We start from the raw sequence: 17,170 nt of genomic DNA, 5'->3' as shown, positions 1-17,170 counted from the left end.
CTCGCCCCCGCGTGCTTTGCATCGTTCCGGATGTTTTCCACAGTATCCCCGTTATCCACAGCTCTGCTGCTGCGACGAACGTTGTACAAAAAACTCCCTATGCTACCGGTACCACTCTATCTTGACACGGGGGGAGGCGGCGTTTCTTCCACGTGTCGTACTCCGCGCCGAACTCGGCGTTCACGCGAGCGATCGTCGAAGCCGAAAGCGGAGCTTCTGCGCCGAGTAATCCGCGCAGCGTCGGCTCGAAATCGCGATGCGCGAGGCCTTCGATCCACAGCTGATGGATCGTCTTGTCGATCGACGGAAGCCGACGTCGGTATTTGGGGATCAGCGCTGACTCGTGCGCAACGCCGCGAACGCGCGGACGGCGGATCGCGATAGGGCCGATGCTCGCGGTGACCATCCGCTCGGGGTCGTGCCCATCGCGGAAACCAATGCGCTTGCCGTCTCGGCGTTCGTAACGGAGTCGGCCGAGTAACTCATCGACCTCCGCTTCGAGGTACGATTGGACGAGTTCGGCGACTTTGGCCCGGCACAATTCGTCCAGTTCGACTGAAAAGTCGCGCTCGGGCTTGGCAACGGGATCTGGTTTGGGGTAAACTTTCTTCAAGGCGTAGCTCCTTTGGTGTTAGCAACCGGGGACTACGCCGCTTCTTTTTCAATTTCCCCGAAAATCGTTACGAGCTCCCTTCCAGGACGAGATCCGCAAAGGCGCGTGCGGCAGCCGAGCGCGTCCGGAGGCTGCGGCGCACCAAGAACAGCCGCCGGCGAAGCTCAACTCCTTGGACGTCGATCTCTTTGACGACTCCGGCGCCGATCGCGTCAGCCGCGACGATACGCGAGACCATCGCGACACCCAGCCCGCAGCGCACGGCGCGGACGATTCCTTCGCCCGTGGGCAGCGCAAGAACGATGCGGGGTGCAAACCCAGCCGAACACATGGCTCGCTCGAACAAGTCGCGCGTCCCAGAACCGACTTCGCGGGTGACAAACGACTCATCGGCGAGGTCGCTCGGCGCGACGGATCGCCGGCGCGCCAGACGATGCGACTCGCCGACGATGAGCACGAGCTCGTCATCGGCAAAGGGCACGACCTCAAGTGAGGCGTCGGTGACGACGCCCTCCACCAAGGCGAGTCCGACGCGGCCGTCGGCCACCATCGGAACGATGGTCGTGGTGTTCTCCACAGCGACTTCGACCCGGATGCCCTCGTGCCGCTCAGCGAACCGTGCCAAGAGATCCGGGAGAACATAGCCGCCGATCGTGACGGTCGCGCCCACGTGCACCACCCCGCTCCGAGCCTCCGCGAGCTCGCGCACGTCACGCCTGAGCGTATCGACTTGGTTTAGCAGCAGCTCACCGCGTTCGGCGACAAACGCGCCGATCTCCGTAATTTCCGTGCGGCGCCCCACGATGTCGACAAGCGTCACACCGAGGTCCCGCTCGAGCGCACGAATCTGTTGCGTGACGGCAGGCTGTGTCAGATGCAGCGCGTCAGCGGTCCGCGTAAAATTGCGTTTCTCCGCCAACTGTACGAACGTCGCGAGCTGATTCAGATTGATCGTCACCGACGAATCATTAGCCCAGGTCGTCGTGAGCGACGCGGCGATGACAAAGACAAATCGACCGCTCCTAGTTTCGTTGTTGCGCAAGTAGTATAGTGCGAGGGCATCATGAAAACCTCTCACCGCGAGCGCAAGACGTTGCTGTATACCGAGGCCGCTAAAGTGGGGATCGCGCTGGGCAGCCCGATCCGGCTGGAGCTGCTCGAACTGCTGGCGCAGCGGGAGCGGTCAGTCGAGGATATCGCCGGTGAGGCGGATCTCGGCATCCCGAACGCGTCTCGGCACTTGGCCGTGCTCGCGCGTGCGCACCTCGTCCGCCGCCGCCGCGATGGTAACCGGATCTTTTATCGCACGATCCCCGGCCTCTCTCCCGGACTTCTCCGCAGCCTGCGCGACACCGCGATCGGAACGAACCCCGTCCTCGCAACGGTGCTCGGCGCGGATTTTCTTGTCGCCGGCGATGCGGACGCCGCGATGCGCACTGCCGTGGCACGGGGCCGCGCAGGTCACGCCGTGCTCGTCGACGTCCGTCCGCGCGCCGAGTTCGAAACGGCGCATCTGCCGGGTGCAGTTTCCGTACCACTGCAGCACATAGTCTCGCGCGGCTCGCGGCCGCGCTTGCCGCGAGACCGCGAACTGCTCGTGTACTGTCGCGGCGCGTTTTGCGCGTGGGCCGATGAGGCGGCTACGGTTCTTCGACGCCGTGGCTTCAACGCGAACGTGCTTCCGCTCGGCCCGTCCGAGATCGCGAACATCGGAGCATGACCGCTGCAGGGGGAGGGTCCACGTCTCCTGAGCCTAGGGCTCGCTGATATGTGCAACGCGAGCAACGCCTGGTCGCCCGAGCATAACGCCAACGCCCCCCTCTGGTTGCTCCGTCCAAAACAGCCGGTATTTGAGATCGGCACAGATTCCGTCACGAAATCCGTCACACAGGATTGACGCAGCATCGCTGGATGCGAACCGTTGGGTCGTTGACGTTCTCTCTTTCTTAGGCGTACTCTGTTCAGCTACCCATTCGTGGTAGTCACCCATGTCGAGATAGAGCTTTTCTTGCCAAGTCTCGCTGATCTCGGCGAGGTGGGCGCCGATCATTCGCAGCGCCGATGCGCCGTTTGTAAAAACTCGATCACGCCCTCGCACCGGCGGATCTCCTCGTTAGAAAAGAAAAAGCCCCGCGTATGCGGAGCCTTTCGGGATGTCCGTCGAGATCCTCGAAGACGTCGGCTGACGGATCAGCTACGCGTCCCTAGGTCCTTTCAAGGCAGTTCGATTTCGGCCAGGTTCTTTTCGATCTTCCGCTTCACGCGCTGGAGCGCGTTGTCGATCGACTTCACGTGCCGGTTCAGGTCGCGCGCCATCTCCTGATAGGATTTGCCTTCGAGATACGAGAGAAGCACCTGCGATTCGAGATCGGAGAGATTCTCCTGGATGCGCGCCTTGATGTCTTCGCTGACTTCTTGGTTGATCACGAGCTCTTCGGGATCGGACGTCTTCTGCGAGGGCATCACGTCGAGGAGCGTCCGTTCGCTGTCCTCGTCGTAGATCGGCTTGTTCAGCGAGATGTACTGGTTGAGCGGGATGTGCTTCTGGCGGGTCGCCGTCTTGATGGCGGTGATGATCTGACGGGTGATGCACAGCTCGGCGAACGCACGAAAGCTCGACAGCTTGTCGGCCTTGAAATCGCGGACCGCTTTGTAGAGGCCGATCATCCCCTCTTGGATGATGTCCTCGCGGTCGGCGCCGATAAGAAAATAACTTTTGGCCTTGATCCGTACGAAGTTCTTGTACTTGTTGAGCAAGAACTCCATGGCGAGATTGTCGCCGGATTTCGCCGCTGAGACGAGGTCTTCGTCCGGCCGCTCGTGGTATTCGAGGGCCTCGGCGGCGGGCTGCGTGAGCGCCATTGAACCTACCTTGCCGGGTGGTCAAGCACGAAAACGCGGGCCGGAGCCCGTCGAGCCGTGCATGACCGTCTAAGTATAGGGAGGTCCTGCCAGAGGGTCAAGCACAGAGCGAGAGCTTTCCAAGCCACGCACCGCTCCGGAGGACGCCGAATTCGGAGCCGCTCCCCTCAGTCGTCGTCGGCCGCTTGGTCGGCTTCCGGGGCCGCCGCGGCGGCGTCGCGCTGTCTGACCGCTTCGTACAAAAGCACCCCGGCCGCCACCGAGGCGTTGAGGGACTGGACCCGTCCCCTCATCGGGATCGCGACCAGGGCGTCGCACTCGCGCTTCACGAGCTGCGAGATCCCTTCGCCCTCGGCCCCGATCACCAGCGCCACGTCGCCGTCGAGCGCGGCGCGGGTGTACGGGCGCGTCCCCGCCCCGACCGCCGCGCCGTAGACCCAGATCCCCGCCTTCTTCATCGTCCGTATTGCCTGGGCGACGTTGGCGACCCGAGCGACGGGGACGAACGCGGTCGCGCCCGCGGACGACTTTCGGACTGTCGGGTTGACGCCGGCGCTGCGCCGCTCGGGAAGGATGACGGCCGTCGCGCCCGCGCTCTCGGCGGAGCGGATGATCGCGCCGACGTTGTGCGGGTCGGTCACGTGGTCGAGGACGACGTAGAGCGACGGGCGCGCGCGCTTCCCCAATTCGATCGCTTCCTCGAGCGTGCCGTAGGCGAACGGTTCGCCGAACGCGACCACGCCTTGATGCGCCTTATAGGGAAAGGTCGCGAAGTACGCCCGGCTCTCGAACCGGACCGGGACGTTCGCGGCGCGGGCCCGCTCGAGCAGGTTGCGCAGCACCGGATCGTTCTTGCGGTCGTCGCCGACGTGGATGTGCCGCAGGGGCTCGCCGGCGACGAGCATCTCGTCGACCGCGTGCACGCCGTAGATCACGTCGTCGAGGTCGATCCGCGGCCCGCGCCGGCCTGGATCCGGACGCTGCGCGCCTATCCGGCGGCGACGGTCCACGTCGTCCCGTCTTTGGAATCCTTGAGGACGATCCCCTCGGCGGCGAGCGCATCGCGCAGGCGGTCGCCCAACGCGAAGTCCTTCGCCTTGCGGGCCGCGTTGCGGGCCGCGATCACCGCGGCGATCGCGGCCTCGGGGCCGTCGCCGTTCAGGTGGGCGGAGCCGCCGATGCGTTCGGCGAGCCGGGCGACGAACGACGCGTCGAGCGCGGCAAGCGCGCCCTCCGCCGCGCGCGCCTCGTCGAACGCGTCGAGCGCCGCGTCGTCGAACGCCGGCGCGATCCCGAAAATCCCGGCCGCGTCGCGCACGAACGCCAGCGTCGCCGCGGCCTCGCCGCGCTCGACGATCCCCTGCGCCTGGTTCGCCAACTTGAAGAGAACCGAGAGCGCGCTCGAGGTGTCCATGTCGTGGTCGAGTCCGGCGAAGAACTCCGCCGCCGCGGGATGCGCGGACCGCTCGCCCGTCGCGGTGCCGCCGGCCGCCCGCAGGCGGAATGCGAAGCGCTGCAGCCGCTCGAGCGCGGCCTTCGCGCCGGCGATGCTCTCCTCGGTGAAGTTCATCGGCTTCTGGTAGCCGGTCTGGAGAAAGAGCAGCCGGATCGCCATCGGATCGTGGCGGTCGAGCAGCGCCGAGAGCGGTTCGAAGTTGCCGAGCGACTTGGACATCTTGCGGCCTTCGAAGTTGAGCAGGCCGCCGTGCGCCCACATCACCGCCATCGGCGGCGCGTCCATCAGCGGCTCGCTCTGCGCGATCTCGTTCTCGTGGTGCGGGAAGATCAGATCGTAACCGCCGCCGTGCAGATCGAAGGGGACGCCGAGCAGGCTGCGCGCCATCGCGCTGCACTCGATATGCCAGCCTGGGCGTCCCGCGCCCCACGGCGAGTCCCAGCGCGGCTCGTCGGGCTTGGCGAACTTCCAGAGCGCGAAGTCGAGCGGATCGTGCTTGTGCTCGTTCTCCGCGATCCGCGCGCCGACGAGAAGTTCCTCGACGTTCTTCCCGCTCAGCGCGCCGTAACGCGGAAACGCTGCGACGCGGTAGTAGATGCCGTCGTCGGTCACGTACGCGAAGTCGCGCGCGATCAGTTCGCCGATCATCGCGACGATCTGCGGCACGAAGTGCGTCGCGTACGGTTCGGCGTCGGGCTCGCGCACGTTGAGCCGGCGCATCGAGACGCGAAACGCGTCGTAAAAGCGCGCGACCACCCGGTCGAACGTCGTCCCTTCCGCCTTCGCCGTCGCGATCGAACGGTCGTCGACGTCGGTCACGTTCTTCACGAACGTCACGCGGTATCCGTTGCGCGGGTGCTCGAGATAGCGCCGCAGCACGTCGAAGAACAGGAACGAACGCGCATGTCCGAGATGGCCTTCGGCGGAAGGCGTCAGACCGCAAACGTAGATGCGCGCGTGGCCCGGCTCCAGCGTGCGGAACGGTTCGATCTGTCGTGTTCGCGTGTTGTACAGCCGCAGAGCCATCGGGTTGGGCATCGCGTTCGCCGGCACGGAGTGCTAGGACCCCTCGTGCGGCTCGCCGGTTTCCGCGCCGGGCCGTTGCGGCTGGATCGTTTCGAAGGGGACGCCGCCGGGGCCGAACTTGATCGGCTCCAGTCCGCGGCCGTGCAGGATGTGCGAACTCACCGCACCGATGCGGATCATGATGCGGTCGTGCCCGAGCAGAGGAAAGAGGAACTCCAGCGGCGGGCCGTCCGCTTTGCCGGTGAGCGCCATCCGCACCGCGCCGAGCGCGTCCGCTGCCGCAAGCCCGAATTCGCTCCCGATCGTCGTGAGGTCGGCATCGAGCGGGAGGCCGCGCAGCTCCGGCTGGTCGTCGACATATTGCGAGACGGCGTCGAGAAAGAACAGCACCTGGCGATGACGGAGGCGCTCGAGTTCGAGCGCGGGGAGGGTCACGGCTTCGTCGCGGAGCTCGGCGACCGCGGCGAGCGCGTCGCGGACGCTCGAGAAGCCGCCGGGATACGCATCGAGGAAGGTGTCGATCCAACGATGCGCCGCCGCCGGGATCGGATCTTCCAACAGCCGGTGCGCCTGCATCCGCTCGGCGAGCAGCGCGTGGGCGCGCTCCCTGGGCGACGATGCGAAGGTCGAGTCATCCACGACGGGATGCGGCGCTATGAGCCCTCTTCTTCGTCCTCGCCCTCGGGCGGCGTCTCGGGCTCTTCGGCGTCGATGTTCCGCGTGCCGTCACCGGGCGGCTGACCGGCGCTCAGGACCAGGGGTCGTTCGAAAAGTGCAACGGGCATGGCGAGACGTTTCCCTTTCCCGACAGAAATACCATGCGTTGCAGGATCGTACAGCGAAGGCCCGCGACGTGATCTCGACCGGCGTCTACAGCCGCAACCTGATCGGCAGATCGCGCGAATTGGGTTTTCTGCTCTCACGCGCCGGCGATTTGGGCGAGCGCGCCGGCTGCATCGTCGTGCGCGGCGAAGCGGGGATCGGGAAGACGCGGCTGATCGCGGAGTTTCTCGGTGCCGTCGCGGAGGACGGGTTCGACGTCGGTGCCGGCGCGGTCCGCGAGTATGCGAACGGGCCGTACGCGGCGATCGCCGAGGCGCTCGACGCGCTGGCGCTGACGATCCCGGAGATCCCGCGCGGCGCCGTCGCCGACACCAAGCTGCTGTGGTACGCGTCGGTCGCCGACGCGCTGCGGCGGCACGCTGCATCGCGTTCGCGCGGTCTGATCGTCGCGCTCGACGACCTGCAGTGGGCCGACGTCGCGACGATCGATCTGCTGCGCTACTGCGCCGCGCAGCTCACCGACGCGCGCGTCCTCTTCGTGATCGCCTACCGCAACGACGAGGCGCTCGAAGACGACTCCGCGGTGACCCGCGCGCTCGCGGCGATCGAACGCGACGCGGATATTCTGACGCTCAACCCGCTCGCCGACGGTCAGATCGAACGGCTCATCATGACCGCGCTCGCGTCGGTGGAACGCTCGCTCGGCGACGACGCGATCGCTGCGGTGCGCGATCTCGCCGACGGCCGGCCGCTCTTCGCCGAGGAGATCCTGCGCGGTCTGCTCGAGCGCATCGATCGCGGCGAGTCGGGCGAAACGTCGGTGCCGCGCACGATCCGCGCAACGGTACGCGAACGGTACCGGAGCCTCGCGGTCGCGGAGCGCGACGTCCTCGTGCACGCCGCCGTCATCGGCCGCCGCTTCTCGGCGCGCTTCGTCGCGGAACTGATGGGCGTCGCTCCCGCAGCCGTCTACGCGGCGCTGCGCAGCGCGCGCGATCTGCAATTGGTGGTCGAGGAGGCCGACGACGCGGGCGACTCGTTCGCCTTCCGCCACGCGCTCACGCGCGAGGCGATCTATGCCGAATTGCTGCGCGCGGAGACGCGGGTTCTGCACGCGCGCGTCTCGACGATGCTCGCCGCGGCCAACCCGCCCGATCTCGCCGCCGTTGCGGAACACGCGTGGCGCGCGGCGGACGGCGAGAACACGGCGCTGTGGTGCGAACGCGCGGCCGATCGCGCCGCCGCGGTCTTCGCTTACGCCGACGCGGCGCGTTCCTACGAGCGCGCATTTCGCAGCACGGCCGACGTCGAGCGCCGCGCCCGCGTCGCGGAGAAGTGCGCCGAGGCGTGGTACGCGATCGGCGACATGCGGCGGTCGACGGATTGGTATGCGAACGCGGCCGACGCCACCGCCGTGACCGGCCGCTCCGCCTACGCGCATCGCCTCTCGCTGCGCCGCGCGCGCGTGCTCTTCGAATCGGGACGCTACGACGACGGGATCGCCGAGTGCGGCGCGCTGACGACGCGCGACGCGGACGCGACCCTGCGGTTCGAAGCGGAGACGATGCTGGCCGGACTGCTGGCCTCGCGCGGCGATCCCCTCGCGGCGCTCGAACGGCTGCGAGCCGCCGAAGCGCTGACGGACGCCGCACCGGAGGCCGCGATCACTACGCGTCTGGCGGCGACGTACGCCTACGCGCTCTCGGCGCTCGGACGTTCGTCGGAGGCGCGCGAGAAATACGCCGAAGCGATCGTGTCCGCGCGCGCGATCGGCGATCACGATCTGGTGCTGCGCACGTACAACAACTGGGCGAATCTCGAACTCTTCGCCGGCCCGATAGCGCGCGCGCGCGCGCTGTACGACGATGCGCTGCGGACGGCCGACGACGTGAAGAACCTGCGCCAGACCGCGTGGCTCGCGACGAACGCCGGCCTCGCCGCGCTGGTCGCCGGCGACCTTCCGGGCGCCGACGCGCTGCTCGCGCGAACGACGTGGATCGAGCACGGGGTGGCGATCGTCCGGCACGCGCGCATCGCGCTCGCCCTGCGTCTGGGGACGCTGCGCGGGGCCGTCGACGACGAGTTCTTCCGGCAGGCGGTCGACGCGCTCGACGAGGCCGTCTCGTCGGGTGACGGCTTCGCGGTCTGCATCCTCGGCGGCGCACTGGCGTATCAGCACGCGGCGCAGCGGCGGCTCGACGACGCGGCGGCGGCGGTCGCCGCCTGCGGGCCGTTCCTTGGCGTCGGCGCGTTTCCGTACTGGGCCCACGACGCCGCCGCGCGTTTCGGCTCGCGTTCGCTGCGCATCGCCGCGCGGGAGCGGCTCGAACAGCTTGCGGGCTTCGAAGGGGCGGTCAGCGCGCAGGGCTTTCTGCTCCTGGCCGACGCCCGCGATGCGCAGCGGCTGCGCGACCGCGCGGCGGCGACCGCGCGCGCCCTCGACGCGGCCGCGGCGCTCGCGTCGGCGGGCTGGCGCATCGATCAAGGCTACGCGCTCGAGGCGGCCGGTCGTCCCGCCGACGCGGTCGCGTTGTTCCGCGAACGCGGGGCCGCCGGAGAGGTCGCCCGGCTGACCCAGACCGCGGCCACCACCCGCCGTCGCGGCGAGTCGACGCTCACCCCGCGCGAGCGCGAGATCGCCCGGCTCGTCGTCGGCGGGCACCCGGCGAAGGCGATCGCCGAGCTGCTGGTGATCTCCGAGCGTACCGTCGAGACCCACGTCGCCTCGGTCTATCGGAAGCTGGGCGTCAACGGCCGCCGCGAGCTCGCGGCGCTCCTCGCCGAGACCTCGGCCGCCCCGTAGCCGCACCGCCGGTACGGAAGTTGCGTATCGGCCGCGCTCAAGCTCCGTACCGTCCCGGATGGTTGCCGCCCGCCCGCTCCGGTAGCGTTTGGGCATGGACTTCGCACCGCCGCCCCGGCAGATCGCCGGTTCCCTCCGGTTCCTCGCCGAACTGCGTGAGATCGCGGCCGAGTGCGCTGCTGCCGGGGTGTGGGATGATGAACTTACCGCTCGGAGACGTCAGCGCGACGACGTCCGCGGCGCCGGCGAGGGCAGCCGGCAAGAGCTTCAGGTGAAAGCGCTGTGATCTGGTTCGCCCCGTTCGAAGGTCTGGGCGACGACGCGGTGGTGGTGCCGTTTCCCAATGCCGGGCAGACGCCGGCCGCCGCCGCACCGGGAGACGAGGACGAGGAGGACGTTGACGTGCCGCCGCCGCGAAAACGCCCGCCGCCGCCGGCGGAACCCTACGTCCCGCGCTGTTCGCTCAAATAGCGGATTCCTTGCCGCCCAGCGCTTCCATCAGCACGACCGCGTAGGCCGCGATCCCGGTACCGTCACCGGTGTAGCCCATCCCCTCGCTCGTCTTCGCCTTCACGCTGATCCGCTCGACTTCGAGCCCGAGCACGTCGGCGAGCGAATCGCGCATCGCGCCGACGAACGGCGCGAGCTTCGGCTGCTGCACGACGACGGTCGCATCGATGTTCGCGATCGTCCAGCCTTTGCGCACCGCCAGCTCGTGACATGCGGCGAGCAGCCGCAGTGAGTCGGCGTCCTTCCACTGCGGGTCGGTGTCGGGGAAGTGCGCGCCCAAATCGCCCAGCGCGCACGCGCCGAGCAGGGCGTCGCAGACCGCGTGCGTCAGCACGTCGGCGTCGCTGTGTCCGAGCGGGCCCTTCTCGAACGGCACGCGCACGCCGCCCAAGATGAACGGCCGTCCCTCGACGAGCCGGTGCGCGTCGAAGCCGTGGCCGACGCGCGCTTTCGGTTCGTGCATCAATGCTCGCGGTCGACCGCGATCCGCGGCGCCAAATGCGAGAGGTGCGCGGTGAACACGGCCTGCTCGCCGGCGAGCGCGTGGAGGCGCGCGCCGAAACCGCGCAGCGCGGCGGAGCTCGCGTAGGCGCGCACGACGTTTGCGCCGGGGAGCTCGCGATCGATCTCGTCGATGCGCGCATCGCGCGCTTCGAGCTCGCTGAGCACGGCGTCGACGGCGCCCGGATCGACGTAGCACTCGACCAGCAGCACCTCTTCATCGGTGAGCGCGTGCGGTGCGCGCTCGCGCAGCAGCGCTTCGGCCCGCACCAGATCGGTCGGCAGCGTCACCTTGAAGTTCTCCGGCGCGCCGGGGACGACGAGGACGTCGAGGCCCGCGCGCTCGAGGAGCGCCGCGTCGTCGGTCGCCGCGGGCGTACCGTGGCGGACGGCGTCGGCGTGCGCACGGCGCAGGTCGCGCGCGGTGGCGAATTGCGGCGTCTGCGCGGCCCAGAGTTCGGCGCGGTCGAGCGTTCGCGTCACCTTCCCGTCGGCGACGACCTTGACCGTGTCGACGACCGGCGTCGCGAGCAGCGATGCGATCCCGGGCTGCACCGGCCGCATACCGGCGCGCACGTCGACCGCCTGCACCAGCGGACGCGCGCCGTCGTGCACGAGGATCGCTGCGACGCCGTCGCCGAGCGCCTCGATCCCGGCGCGCACGCTGGCTTGGCGCTCGTCGCCGCCGCGCACCACGCGCACCGTCGCGTGCCGCACCGCCGCATGCGCGATCGCTTCGATCCGTTCGATGAATTCGGGCTCGGTGACGATCGCGATCTCGCTGATCTCCGGCATCGAGGCGAACGTCAGGACCGACCACGCGATCATCGGCCGTCCTGCGAGCTCCACGAGCTGTTTGGGGCGCCCGAAGCGCGTCCCTCGGCCGGCGGCGACGATCACCGCGCCCCAGATCACGCGCGCACCTTCGGCCGCGCGAAGATCATCCGCCCCGCGTTCGTCTGCAGCGCGCTGGTCACCGCCACCTCGACCGTTTCGCCGATCAGCCGCCGGCCGTTCTCCACGACGATCATCGTACCGTCGTCGAGATACCCCACGCCCTGGTGCGTCTCGCGTCCTTCGCGAATCACCGCGACCCGGAGTTCGTCGCCCGGCAGCAGCACCGGCTTCACAGCGTTCGCGAGCTCGTTGATGTTGAGCACCCTCACGCCTTCGACTTGCGCGACGCGGTTGAGGTTGAAGTCGTTCGTGACGAGCTTCGCGCCGCGCTCCTGGGCGAGGCGCACGAGCTTGGCGTCGACCTGCGCGATCTCTTCCGGATCGCGCTCGACGATCTCGATCGCGATCGTGTCCTGGAGCTTGCGCAGCAGTTCCAGCCCGCGCCGTCCGCGCGTGCGCTTGAGCGGATCGGAGCTGTCGGCGATCAGGTGCAGTTCGCGCAGCACGAAGCGCGGCAGCAGCAGCGGTCCTTCGAGAAAGCCGCTGCGCACGATGTCGAGGACGCGACCGTCGATGATCACCGAGGTATCGAGCACCTTCGGTTCGCCGCCGCTCCCGCTCGCCGAAGCCGCCATCCCCGAGAGAGCGACGCGCTGTTTGGCGCCGACCCGCGCGCCGAGAAACGCCGCGAACAGGCTCAGCACGAGGTACAGCGCGATCGCGATGTAGCCGCCGGTCGGGCCGGCGAACGTGATGAACTCGAACAGCACGCTCTTCACCAGGAACGCGACGACGAGCCCCGTCACCAGGCCGATCGCGCCGCCGACGAGTTCGCCCGGCGCGAGCCGGTCGATCGCGCGCTCGACCTGATGCAGTTCGGCGACGAAGAACGATTGCACGAGCGGGACGATCAGCACGCCGAGGAGCGCGCCCGCGACCGGAGCCGCGATGAGCAGGGTGAGCTGCCAAAACTCGCTCGCAACGTGCAGCGAGAACAGGTGGAGATAGGCTTCGCGGCCGAGCAGAAAGCCCGTCGTCCCGAAAATCGCCGCAAAGGCGACGCGCAGCAGCGTCGTCGCGACGCCGCGTCCCGGTTCAGTCGGCGAGGAACGCACCACAGACATCGTTGGCTACGAACCGTCCGCGCGCCGTGAGGCGCACGCTCGTGCCGGCGCGTTCGAGCATACCCGCCGCCGCCAGTTCGTCGATCGTCGTCCCATAGCGTTCTTCCACATCGAGCCCATACCGTTCGCGGAACGCGACGGCGTCGACTCCTTCGGCGGTCCGCAGGGCGAGCATGATCGCCTCGCCGGCCTGCGCCGCGCCTTCGAGGCGTTCGAACTCGCCCGGGATCGTCGCCCCCGCCAGCGCCGCGGTGCAATAGACCTCGAGATCGCGCGCATGGGTCGAGCGAACACCGTCGAGGTAGGAAGCCGCTGAGACGCCCAACCCCAGGTACGGCTCGTTGCGCCAGTAGATCTGGTTGTGACCGCTGCGATGGCCGGGGCGCGCCCAGTTCGAGATCTCGTACTGCTCGTAACCGGCGGCGCCGAGGCGCTCGATCGCGAGCGCGTAGAGTTCCGCTTCGCGCGTGTCGTCGGCGAACGCCGACGGATCACGCGCGAACCAGGCTGCGTAGGGCGTTCCCTCCTCGACCGTGAGGCCGTAACACGAGAGATGATCGACGTCGAGCGCGAGCGCCGCATCGAGCGAACGCTCCCAGTCCGCGACGCTCTGACCGGGGACGCCGAAGATCAGATCGAGCGAGAGGCTCGCCACCCCGGCAGCGCGCGCGGCGGCGACCGCGCGCCGAACGTCGCCGGCGGTGTGGCGCCGCCCCAGCACGCGCAGCTCGCGCGCGTCGAACGACTGCACGCCGATCGAAAGCCGGTTCACGCCGCCGGCGATGAGTCCCGGGATCTTCTCGACCAGCGCCGGGTCGGGGTTGGCCTCCGCGGTGACCTCGGCGCCGGCGGCCAGCGCGAACCGCTCGCGCACGCGCGCGACGATCGCCGCGATCTCGGCGGCGCCGTAGAGCGTCGGGGTCCCGCCGCCGAAAAAGAGCGTTCGCGCCCGCACGGGCGGTGCCGCGTCGATCTCGGCGTGCAGCGCGCGCAGGTAGCGCTCGGCGCGCGCGTCGTCCCACGCCCATTTCGCGAAATCGCAGTACGGGCACAGGTACGGACAGAACGGCAGGTGCACGTACACGCCCGCCGTCTCCGACGTCATCCTGAGCCGGTCGAAGGACCAGGCAGGACGAACACGCCGAGGGCGCCTTGTCCCGCGTGCGTGCCGATGACCGGGCCTGCCTGCAGCCGTTCGAACAGCAACGGCACCGTGGTGATCTTCTCGCGCAGACGAGCGGCGACGATCGCCGCTTCGTCGGCGGCGTGCGAGTCGATCACGCAGATGCGCGCACCGTCGGCCTGATTGGCGACCGCGGCGCCGGCATCGACGATCGCGTCGAGGGCGCGGGCGAACGTGCGGACGCGCGCGTGTTCCTGGATCTTGCCGCTGTCGATCCGCAGCACCGGAAGTATCTTAACCAACGAACCGATGAACGCTTGCGCGCGCGAGACGCGGCCGGTCCGCACGGCGTGCGAGAGGTCGGGGACGGTCGCGTAGCCGCGCAGCGTGCGCGCGTCGCCTTCGAGCGCGGCGGCGATCGTCGCGGCATCGGCGCCGTCGCGCGCGAGGTCGCTCGCGTGCTGTGCGATCAGCGCGAGCCCGCCGGCGACCGTCCCGCTGTCGACGACGCGGATCTCGGCGCCCGGAAACGAACGGCCCGCCGTCGTCGCAGCGTTGATCGTCCCGGAGAGGGACGCCATGATCGTCACGCACACGATTGCGCGTCCCGCCTCGACGTGCGGACGGAACGCCTCTTCGAACAGCGCGGGCGTCGGCTGCGATGTCGTCGGCAGCACCGTGAGGCTCGCGAGCTTGCGATAGAACTCGTCGAGCGAGAGATCGACCCGATCGCGAAACCGCGCGTCGCCGAAGTTGACGAACAGCGGGACGACGTCGATCCCGCGCGCCGCGGCGTCGGCGGGCTCGAGATCCGAGGTCGAATCGGTGACGATCGCGACGCGGCGCGTCTGCGGCGCTGCGCTCATGCTGCCAGCGCCGCGCCGATCGAGCCGACGAGATCGGCGCCGGCGACCGCCGCCGCCTGGCGGATCGCGTTGCGGATCGCGACGCGATCGGAACGGCCGTGCGCGACGACGCAGTTGCCGCGCACGCCCAGCAGCGGCGCGCCGCCGTAGGTCGCGTAGTTCAAGCGCACGCGCATCGCGTCGAACACGCCGCGGCTCAGCAGCGCGCCGGCCTTGCCGACGAGCCCCGCGCTCTCGTACGACTCGCGCAGCACCTCGCGGAAATACGCGGCCGCGCCCTCCGCCGTCTTGAGGATCACGTTGCCGACGAAACCGTCGGCGACGATCACGTCGGCATGGTTGAGCAGCACATCCTTGCCCTCCACGTTTCCGACGAAGCGCACCGGTGCGCGTTCCAACAGCGCGGCCGCCTCAATCGTCTGCGTGTTGCCCTTCGTTCGCTCTTCGCCGACCGAGATGATCCCGACGCGCGGCTCGGCGATCCCCAGCGCCGCGCGCGCGTACGCACTCCCCATCACGCCGAACTGCATCAGCCACTCGGGCTTGCAGTCGACGTTGGCGCCGGCGTCGCACAGCACGACCGGTCCGGTTCGTCCCGGCAGGACGGCGCCGATCGCCGGCCGCGCGATCCCCGGGATGGTGCGCAGCCGCACCAGTGCGATCGCGAGGAACGCGCCGCTGTTCCCGGCCGAGACGACGGCGTCGGCCTTTCCGTCGCGGACCAGATCGATCGCGTCGCCGAGCGACGTGCCGGCCGATTTGCGCACGACGGCGGAGGCCTGCGCGTCCATCGCGACCTCACCGGCCGAATGCACCACCTCGATCGCGCGTTCGCCGTGGAGCAGGGGTTCGATCCGCGCGCGATCGCCGACCAGCACGATGCGGCCGAGCCCGTCGCGGTGCGCGGCCAGCGCACCGGCGACGATCTCGCCGGGCGCATCGTCGCCGCCCATCGCGTCGACCGCGATGACGCGGAGGGCTCGTCCCTGGCTGCTCATTCGTACGAGATCCAGTACTCGATCGCCGGCTGTCCGCCGTAGTAGTATTCGACCTCGATCCCCGCAAAACGTTCGGCGAGCGTCGCGGCGAGTCTCTGCGCGTCGCGTTCTTTCTGGGCGTTCCCGTAGTAGAGCGTGATGAGCCCGCCGTCGCCCGCGCCGAGTTGGGCGGCCGTCTCGACGATGAGGTCGTTCAGCGCGGGCGCGGTGATCAGGCGTCCACCGATCGACGCGGTCGGCGCGCCGCGCTGCACCGCGACGCCGCCGACGCTCGAATCTTTGCCGGCAAAAAAGACCGACGCGCTGCGCACCTCCTCGAGCGCGGCGGTGAGGCGGTCGAACGCGACGGGCTCGTCGGCGCCTGCGAGCCGCAGCAGCATCGCGAGGCCGGCGACGGGGTCGCGGGTCGGGACGATCACCACCCGCTTGTCGGTGAGGGCCGGGACCTCGCGGGCGGCGAGGGCGACGTTCGAGTCGTTGGGGAGCAGGTAGACCGTCGACGCGAGCGCGGCGTTGGCGGCGACGAGGAGATCCTGGACCGACGGGTTGGCGCCGGCCGGCGTCGGGATGGTGACGTCGGCGCCCAGTTCGCGCGCGATACGGTCGAAGCCGGGGCCGGCGACGACGGCGGCGATCCCGACCGGCCTCAGCGGCGCGTCGACGACGAGGAGGGTGTGCTGGCGGGCCATGTCCTCGACCTTCCAGCGGGTCACGGCGCCGTACCGCGCGGCGATCGCCTTGACCGTCTCCGGCTCGGCGGTATGCACGTGGACCTTGATCGTCGGCTTGGCGCCGATGACCAGCAGGGAGTCGCCGAGCTTCTCCAACTGATCGCGCAGAGGGTACGCCTCGACGTTCGCGTCCTCGAGCACGAACTCGGTGCAGAACCGGTACTCGCCGACAGCCTGCCGACGGGTGAAGACGGCCGAGCGGGTCGGCCGGCGCGGAAAGGCCGTGGCGCGGACGGTCGCCTCGGGGAGAAAACGCAGCGCGCCTTCGAGGAAGTAACAGAAGCCGGCGCCGCCGGAGTCGACGACGCCGGCCTCCTTGAGCGCCGGGAGCTGCTCGGGCGTCCGTTCGAGCGCGTCGTTCGCGGCGCGCAGCACCGCGTTCGCCAGCCGGTAGAAGTCCGGCTCCCGGACGGCGAGGCGGTACGCTTCGTCGGCGGCGGCCCCGGCGACCGTCAGGATCGTCCCCTCGACCGGCTTGGTCAGCGCGGCGCGGGCGGCGGCGACCGCCTCCTTCATCGCGAGCGACAGTTGAAAGGTATCGATCGAGCTGCGGTGGCGGACGCTGTGCGAGAACCCGCGCAGCATCTGCGAGAGGATCACCCCGCTGTTGCCGCGGGCGCCGAGCAGCGAGCCGTTCGCGGCCGCCGCGGCCACCGTCGAGAGCTCCTGATCCCGGACCTTGCTCGCCTCGCGCAGCGCCGCTTTCGCCGTCAGAAACATGTTCGAACCCGTGTCGCCGTCGGGGACGGGGAACACGTTCAGGTCGTTGAGGACGCCCCGATATTTGCGCAGAAAGTACGTGCCGGCCGCGACGAATCGTTCGAACGCGCGGCCGTCGAGATGGGTGACTGCCATCGAGCGCCGTTCGCGTTCCGGG

General features: G+C 69.2%; 17 protein-coding genes and 1 pseudogene. 4 read left to right on the top strand and 14 right to left on the bottom strand.

Features of this window, described 5'->3' with window-relative positions; translation table 11 throughout:
• Positions 1-97 precede the first annotated feature (97 nt).
• Both WPS_RS07120 and WPS_RS07115 read right to left on the bottom strand, forming a co-directional pair.
• Entirely contained in the window at positions 98-613 is a 516-nt protein-coding gene (locus tag WPS_RS07120) for a transposase (protein WP_317997141.1), read from the bottom strand.
• 67 nt (positions 614-680) lie between these two features.
• A complete protein-coding gene (locus tag WPS_RS07115) occupies positions 681-1,655 on the bottom strand; it encodes a LysR family transcriptional regulator (RefSeq protein ID WP_317997140.1) in 975 nt (324 codons plus the stop codon).
• 51 nt (positions 1,656-1,706) lie between these two features.
• Between WPS_RS07115 and WPS_RS07110 the strand changes: the two genes are divergently transcribed.
• Positions 1,707-2,333 carry an ArsR/SmtB family transcription factor gene (locus WPS_RS07110; RefSeq protein WP_317997139.1) on the top strand — a complete coding sequence of 209 codons (627 nt, stop codon included), beginning with the start codon at positions 1,707-1,709 and terminating at the stop codon, positions 2,331-2,333.
• Between the two features lie 234 nt (positions 2,334-2,567).
• On the opposite strand, the pseudogene WPS_RS07105 reads toward WPS_RS07110, so the two are convergent.
• From WPS_RS07105 to WPS_RS07085, 5 genes and pseudogenes are all read right to left on the bottom strand, one after another.
• Positions 2,568-2,728, bottom strand: a pseudogene (locus tag WPS_RS07105) (IS256-like element ISCARN59 family transposase); the annotation flags it as partial.
• A gap of 99 nt (positions 2,729-2,827) precedes the next feature.
• A complete protein-coding gene (gene sigH / locus WPS_RS07100; RefSeq protein WP_317997138.1) occupies positions 2,828-3,475 on the bottom strand; it encodes an RNA polymerase sporulation sigma factor SigH in 648 nt (215 codons plus the stop codon).
• 167 nt (positions 3,476-3,642) lie between these two features.
• Complete coding sequence (gene rlmB / locus WPS_RS07095) at positions 3,643-4,485, bottom strand: 23S rRNA (guanosine(2251)-2'-O)-methyltransferase RlmB (protein WP_317997137.1); 843 nt, start codon at positions 4,483-4,485, stop codon at positions 3,643-3,645.
• Entirely contained in the window at positions 4,464-5,957 is a 1,494-nt protein-coding gene (gene cysS / locus WPS_RS07090; protein ID WP_317997136.1) for a cysteine--tRNA ligase, read from the bottom strand. The genes rlmB and cysS overlap by 22 nt, the downstream gene beginning before the upstream one ends.
• A 33-nt stretch (positions 5,958-5,990) precedes the next feature.
• On the bottom strand, positions 5,991-6,596 hold the full coding sequence (locus WPS_RS07085) for a hypothetical protein (protein WP_317997135.1): 606 nt from the start codon (positions 6,594-6,596) through the stop codon (positions 5,991-5,993).
• Positions 6,597-6,810: 214 nt separating this feature from the next.
• Between WPS_RS07085 and WPS_RS07080 the strand changes: the two genes are divergently transcribed.
• From WPS_RS07080 to WPS_RS07070, 3 genes are all read left to right on the top strand, one after another.
• Positions 6,811-9,543 carry an ATP-binding protein gene (locus WPS_RS07080; protein ID WP_317997134.1) on the top strand — a complete coding sequence of 911 codons (2,733 nt, stop codon included), beginning with the start codon at positions 6,811-6,813 and terminating at the stop codon, positions 9,541-9,543.
• 94 nt (positions 9,544-9,637) lie between these two features.
• Entirely contained in the window at positions 9,638-9,829 is a 192-nt protein-coding gene (locus WPS_RS07075; RefSeq protein ID WP_317997133.1) for a hypothetical protein, read from the top strand.
• Positions 9,826-10,014, top strand: a complete 189-nt coding sequence (locus WPS_RS07070) for a hypothetical protein (RefSeq protein ID WP_317997132.1) — start codon at positions 9,826-9,828, stop codon at positions 10,012-10,014. The genes WPS_RS07075 and WPS_RS07070 overlap by 4 nt, the downstream gene beginning before the upstream one ends.
• Here the strand turns inward: WPS_RS07070 and ispF are convergent.
• Genes ispF through WPS_RS07035 form a run of 7 tightly spaced genes read right to left on the bottom strand, consistent with a single transcriptional unit; the run spans position 10,007 to position 17,148 of the window.
• Positions 10,007-10,516: a 2-C-methyl-D-erythritol 2,4-cyclodiphosphate synthase gene (gene ispF, locus WPS_RS07065; RefSeq protein WP_317997131.1), complete on the bottom strand. Its 510-nt coding sequence runs from the start codon at positions 10,514-10,516 to the stop codon at positions 10,007-10,009. The genes WPS_RS07070 and ispF overlap by 8 nt on opposite strands.
• Complete coding sequence (gene ispD, locus WPS_RS07060) at positions 10,516-11,469, bottom strand: 2-C-methyl-D-erythritol 4-phosphate cytidylyltransferase (protein WP_317997130.1); 954 nt, start codon at positions 11,467-11,469, stop codon at positions 10,516-10,518. Before ispD ends, ispF begins: the two co-directional genes overlap by 1 nt.
• The gene (locus WPS_RS07055; protein WP_317997129.1) at positions 11,466-12,575 is read right to left on the bottom strand and encodes a PIN/TRAM domain-containing protein; all 1,110 of its coding nucleotides are present in this window, start codon (positions 12,573-12,575) and stop codon (positions 11,466-11,468) included. The genes ispD and WPS_RS07055 overlap by 4 nt, the downstream gene beginning before the upstream one ends.
• Positions 12,547-13,680: a radical SAM family heme chaperone HemW gene (gene hemW, locus WPS_RS07050; RefSeq protein WP_317997128.1), complete on the bottom strand. Its 1,134-nt coding sequence runs from the start codon at positions 13,678-13,680 to the stop codon at positions 12,547-12,549. Before hemW ends, WPS_RS07055 begins: the two co-directional genes overlap by 29 nt.
• Positions 13,677-14,564 (bottom strand): DegV family protein, encoded by an 888-nt coding sequence (locus WPS_RS07045; RefSeq protein ID WP_317997127.1) that lies wholly within the window; start codon positions 14,562-14,564, stop codon positions 13,677-13,679. Before WPS_RS07045 ends, hemW begins: the two co-directional genes overlap by 4 nt.
• Positions 14,561-15,562, bottom strand: coding sequence for a phosphate acyltransferase PlsX (gene plsX, locus WPS_RS07040; protein ID WP_317997126.1), 1,002 nt, complete (start codon positions 15,560-15,562; stop codon positions 14,561-14,563). Before plsX ends, WPS_RS07045 begins: the two co-directional genes overlap by 4 nt.
• Positions 15,559-17,148, bottom strand: coding sequence for a DAK2 domain-containing protein (locus tag WPS_RS07035; RefSeq protein WP_317997125.1), 1,590 nt, complete (start codon positions 17,146-17,148; stop codon positions 15,559-15,561). Before WPS_RS07035 ends, plsX begins: the two co-directional genes overlap by 4 nt.
• Positions 17,149-17,170: the final 22 nt, after the last annotated feature.

Source organism: Vulcanimicrobium alpinum (assembly GCF_027923555.1).
In the GTDB taxonomy this organism is placed as follows: Bacteria; Vulcanimicrobiota; Vulcanimicrobiia; order Vulcanimicrobiales; family Vulcanimicrobiaceae; genus Vulcanimicrobium; species Vulcanimicrobium alpinum.
Note: the sequence above shows the minus strand (reverse complement) of the source record. Positions and strands in the feature narration are given on the sequence as shown.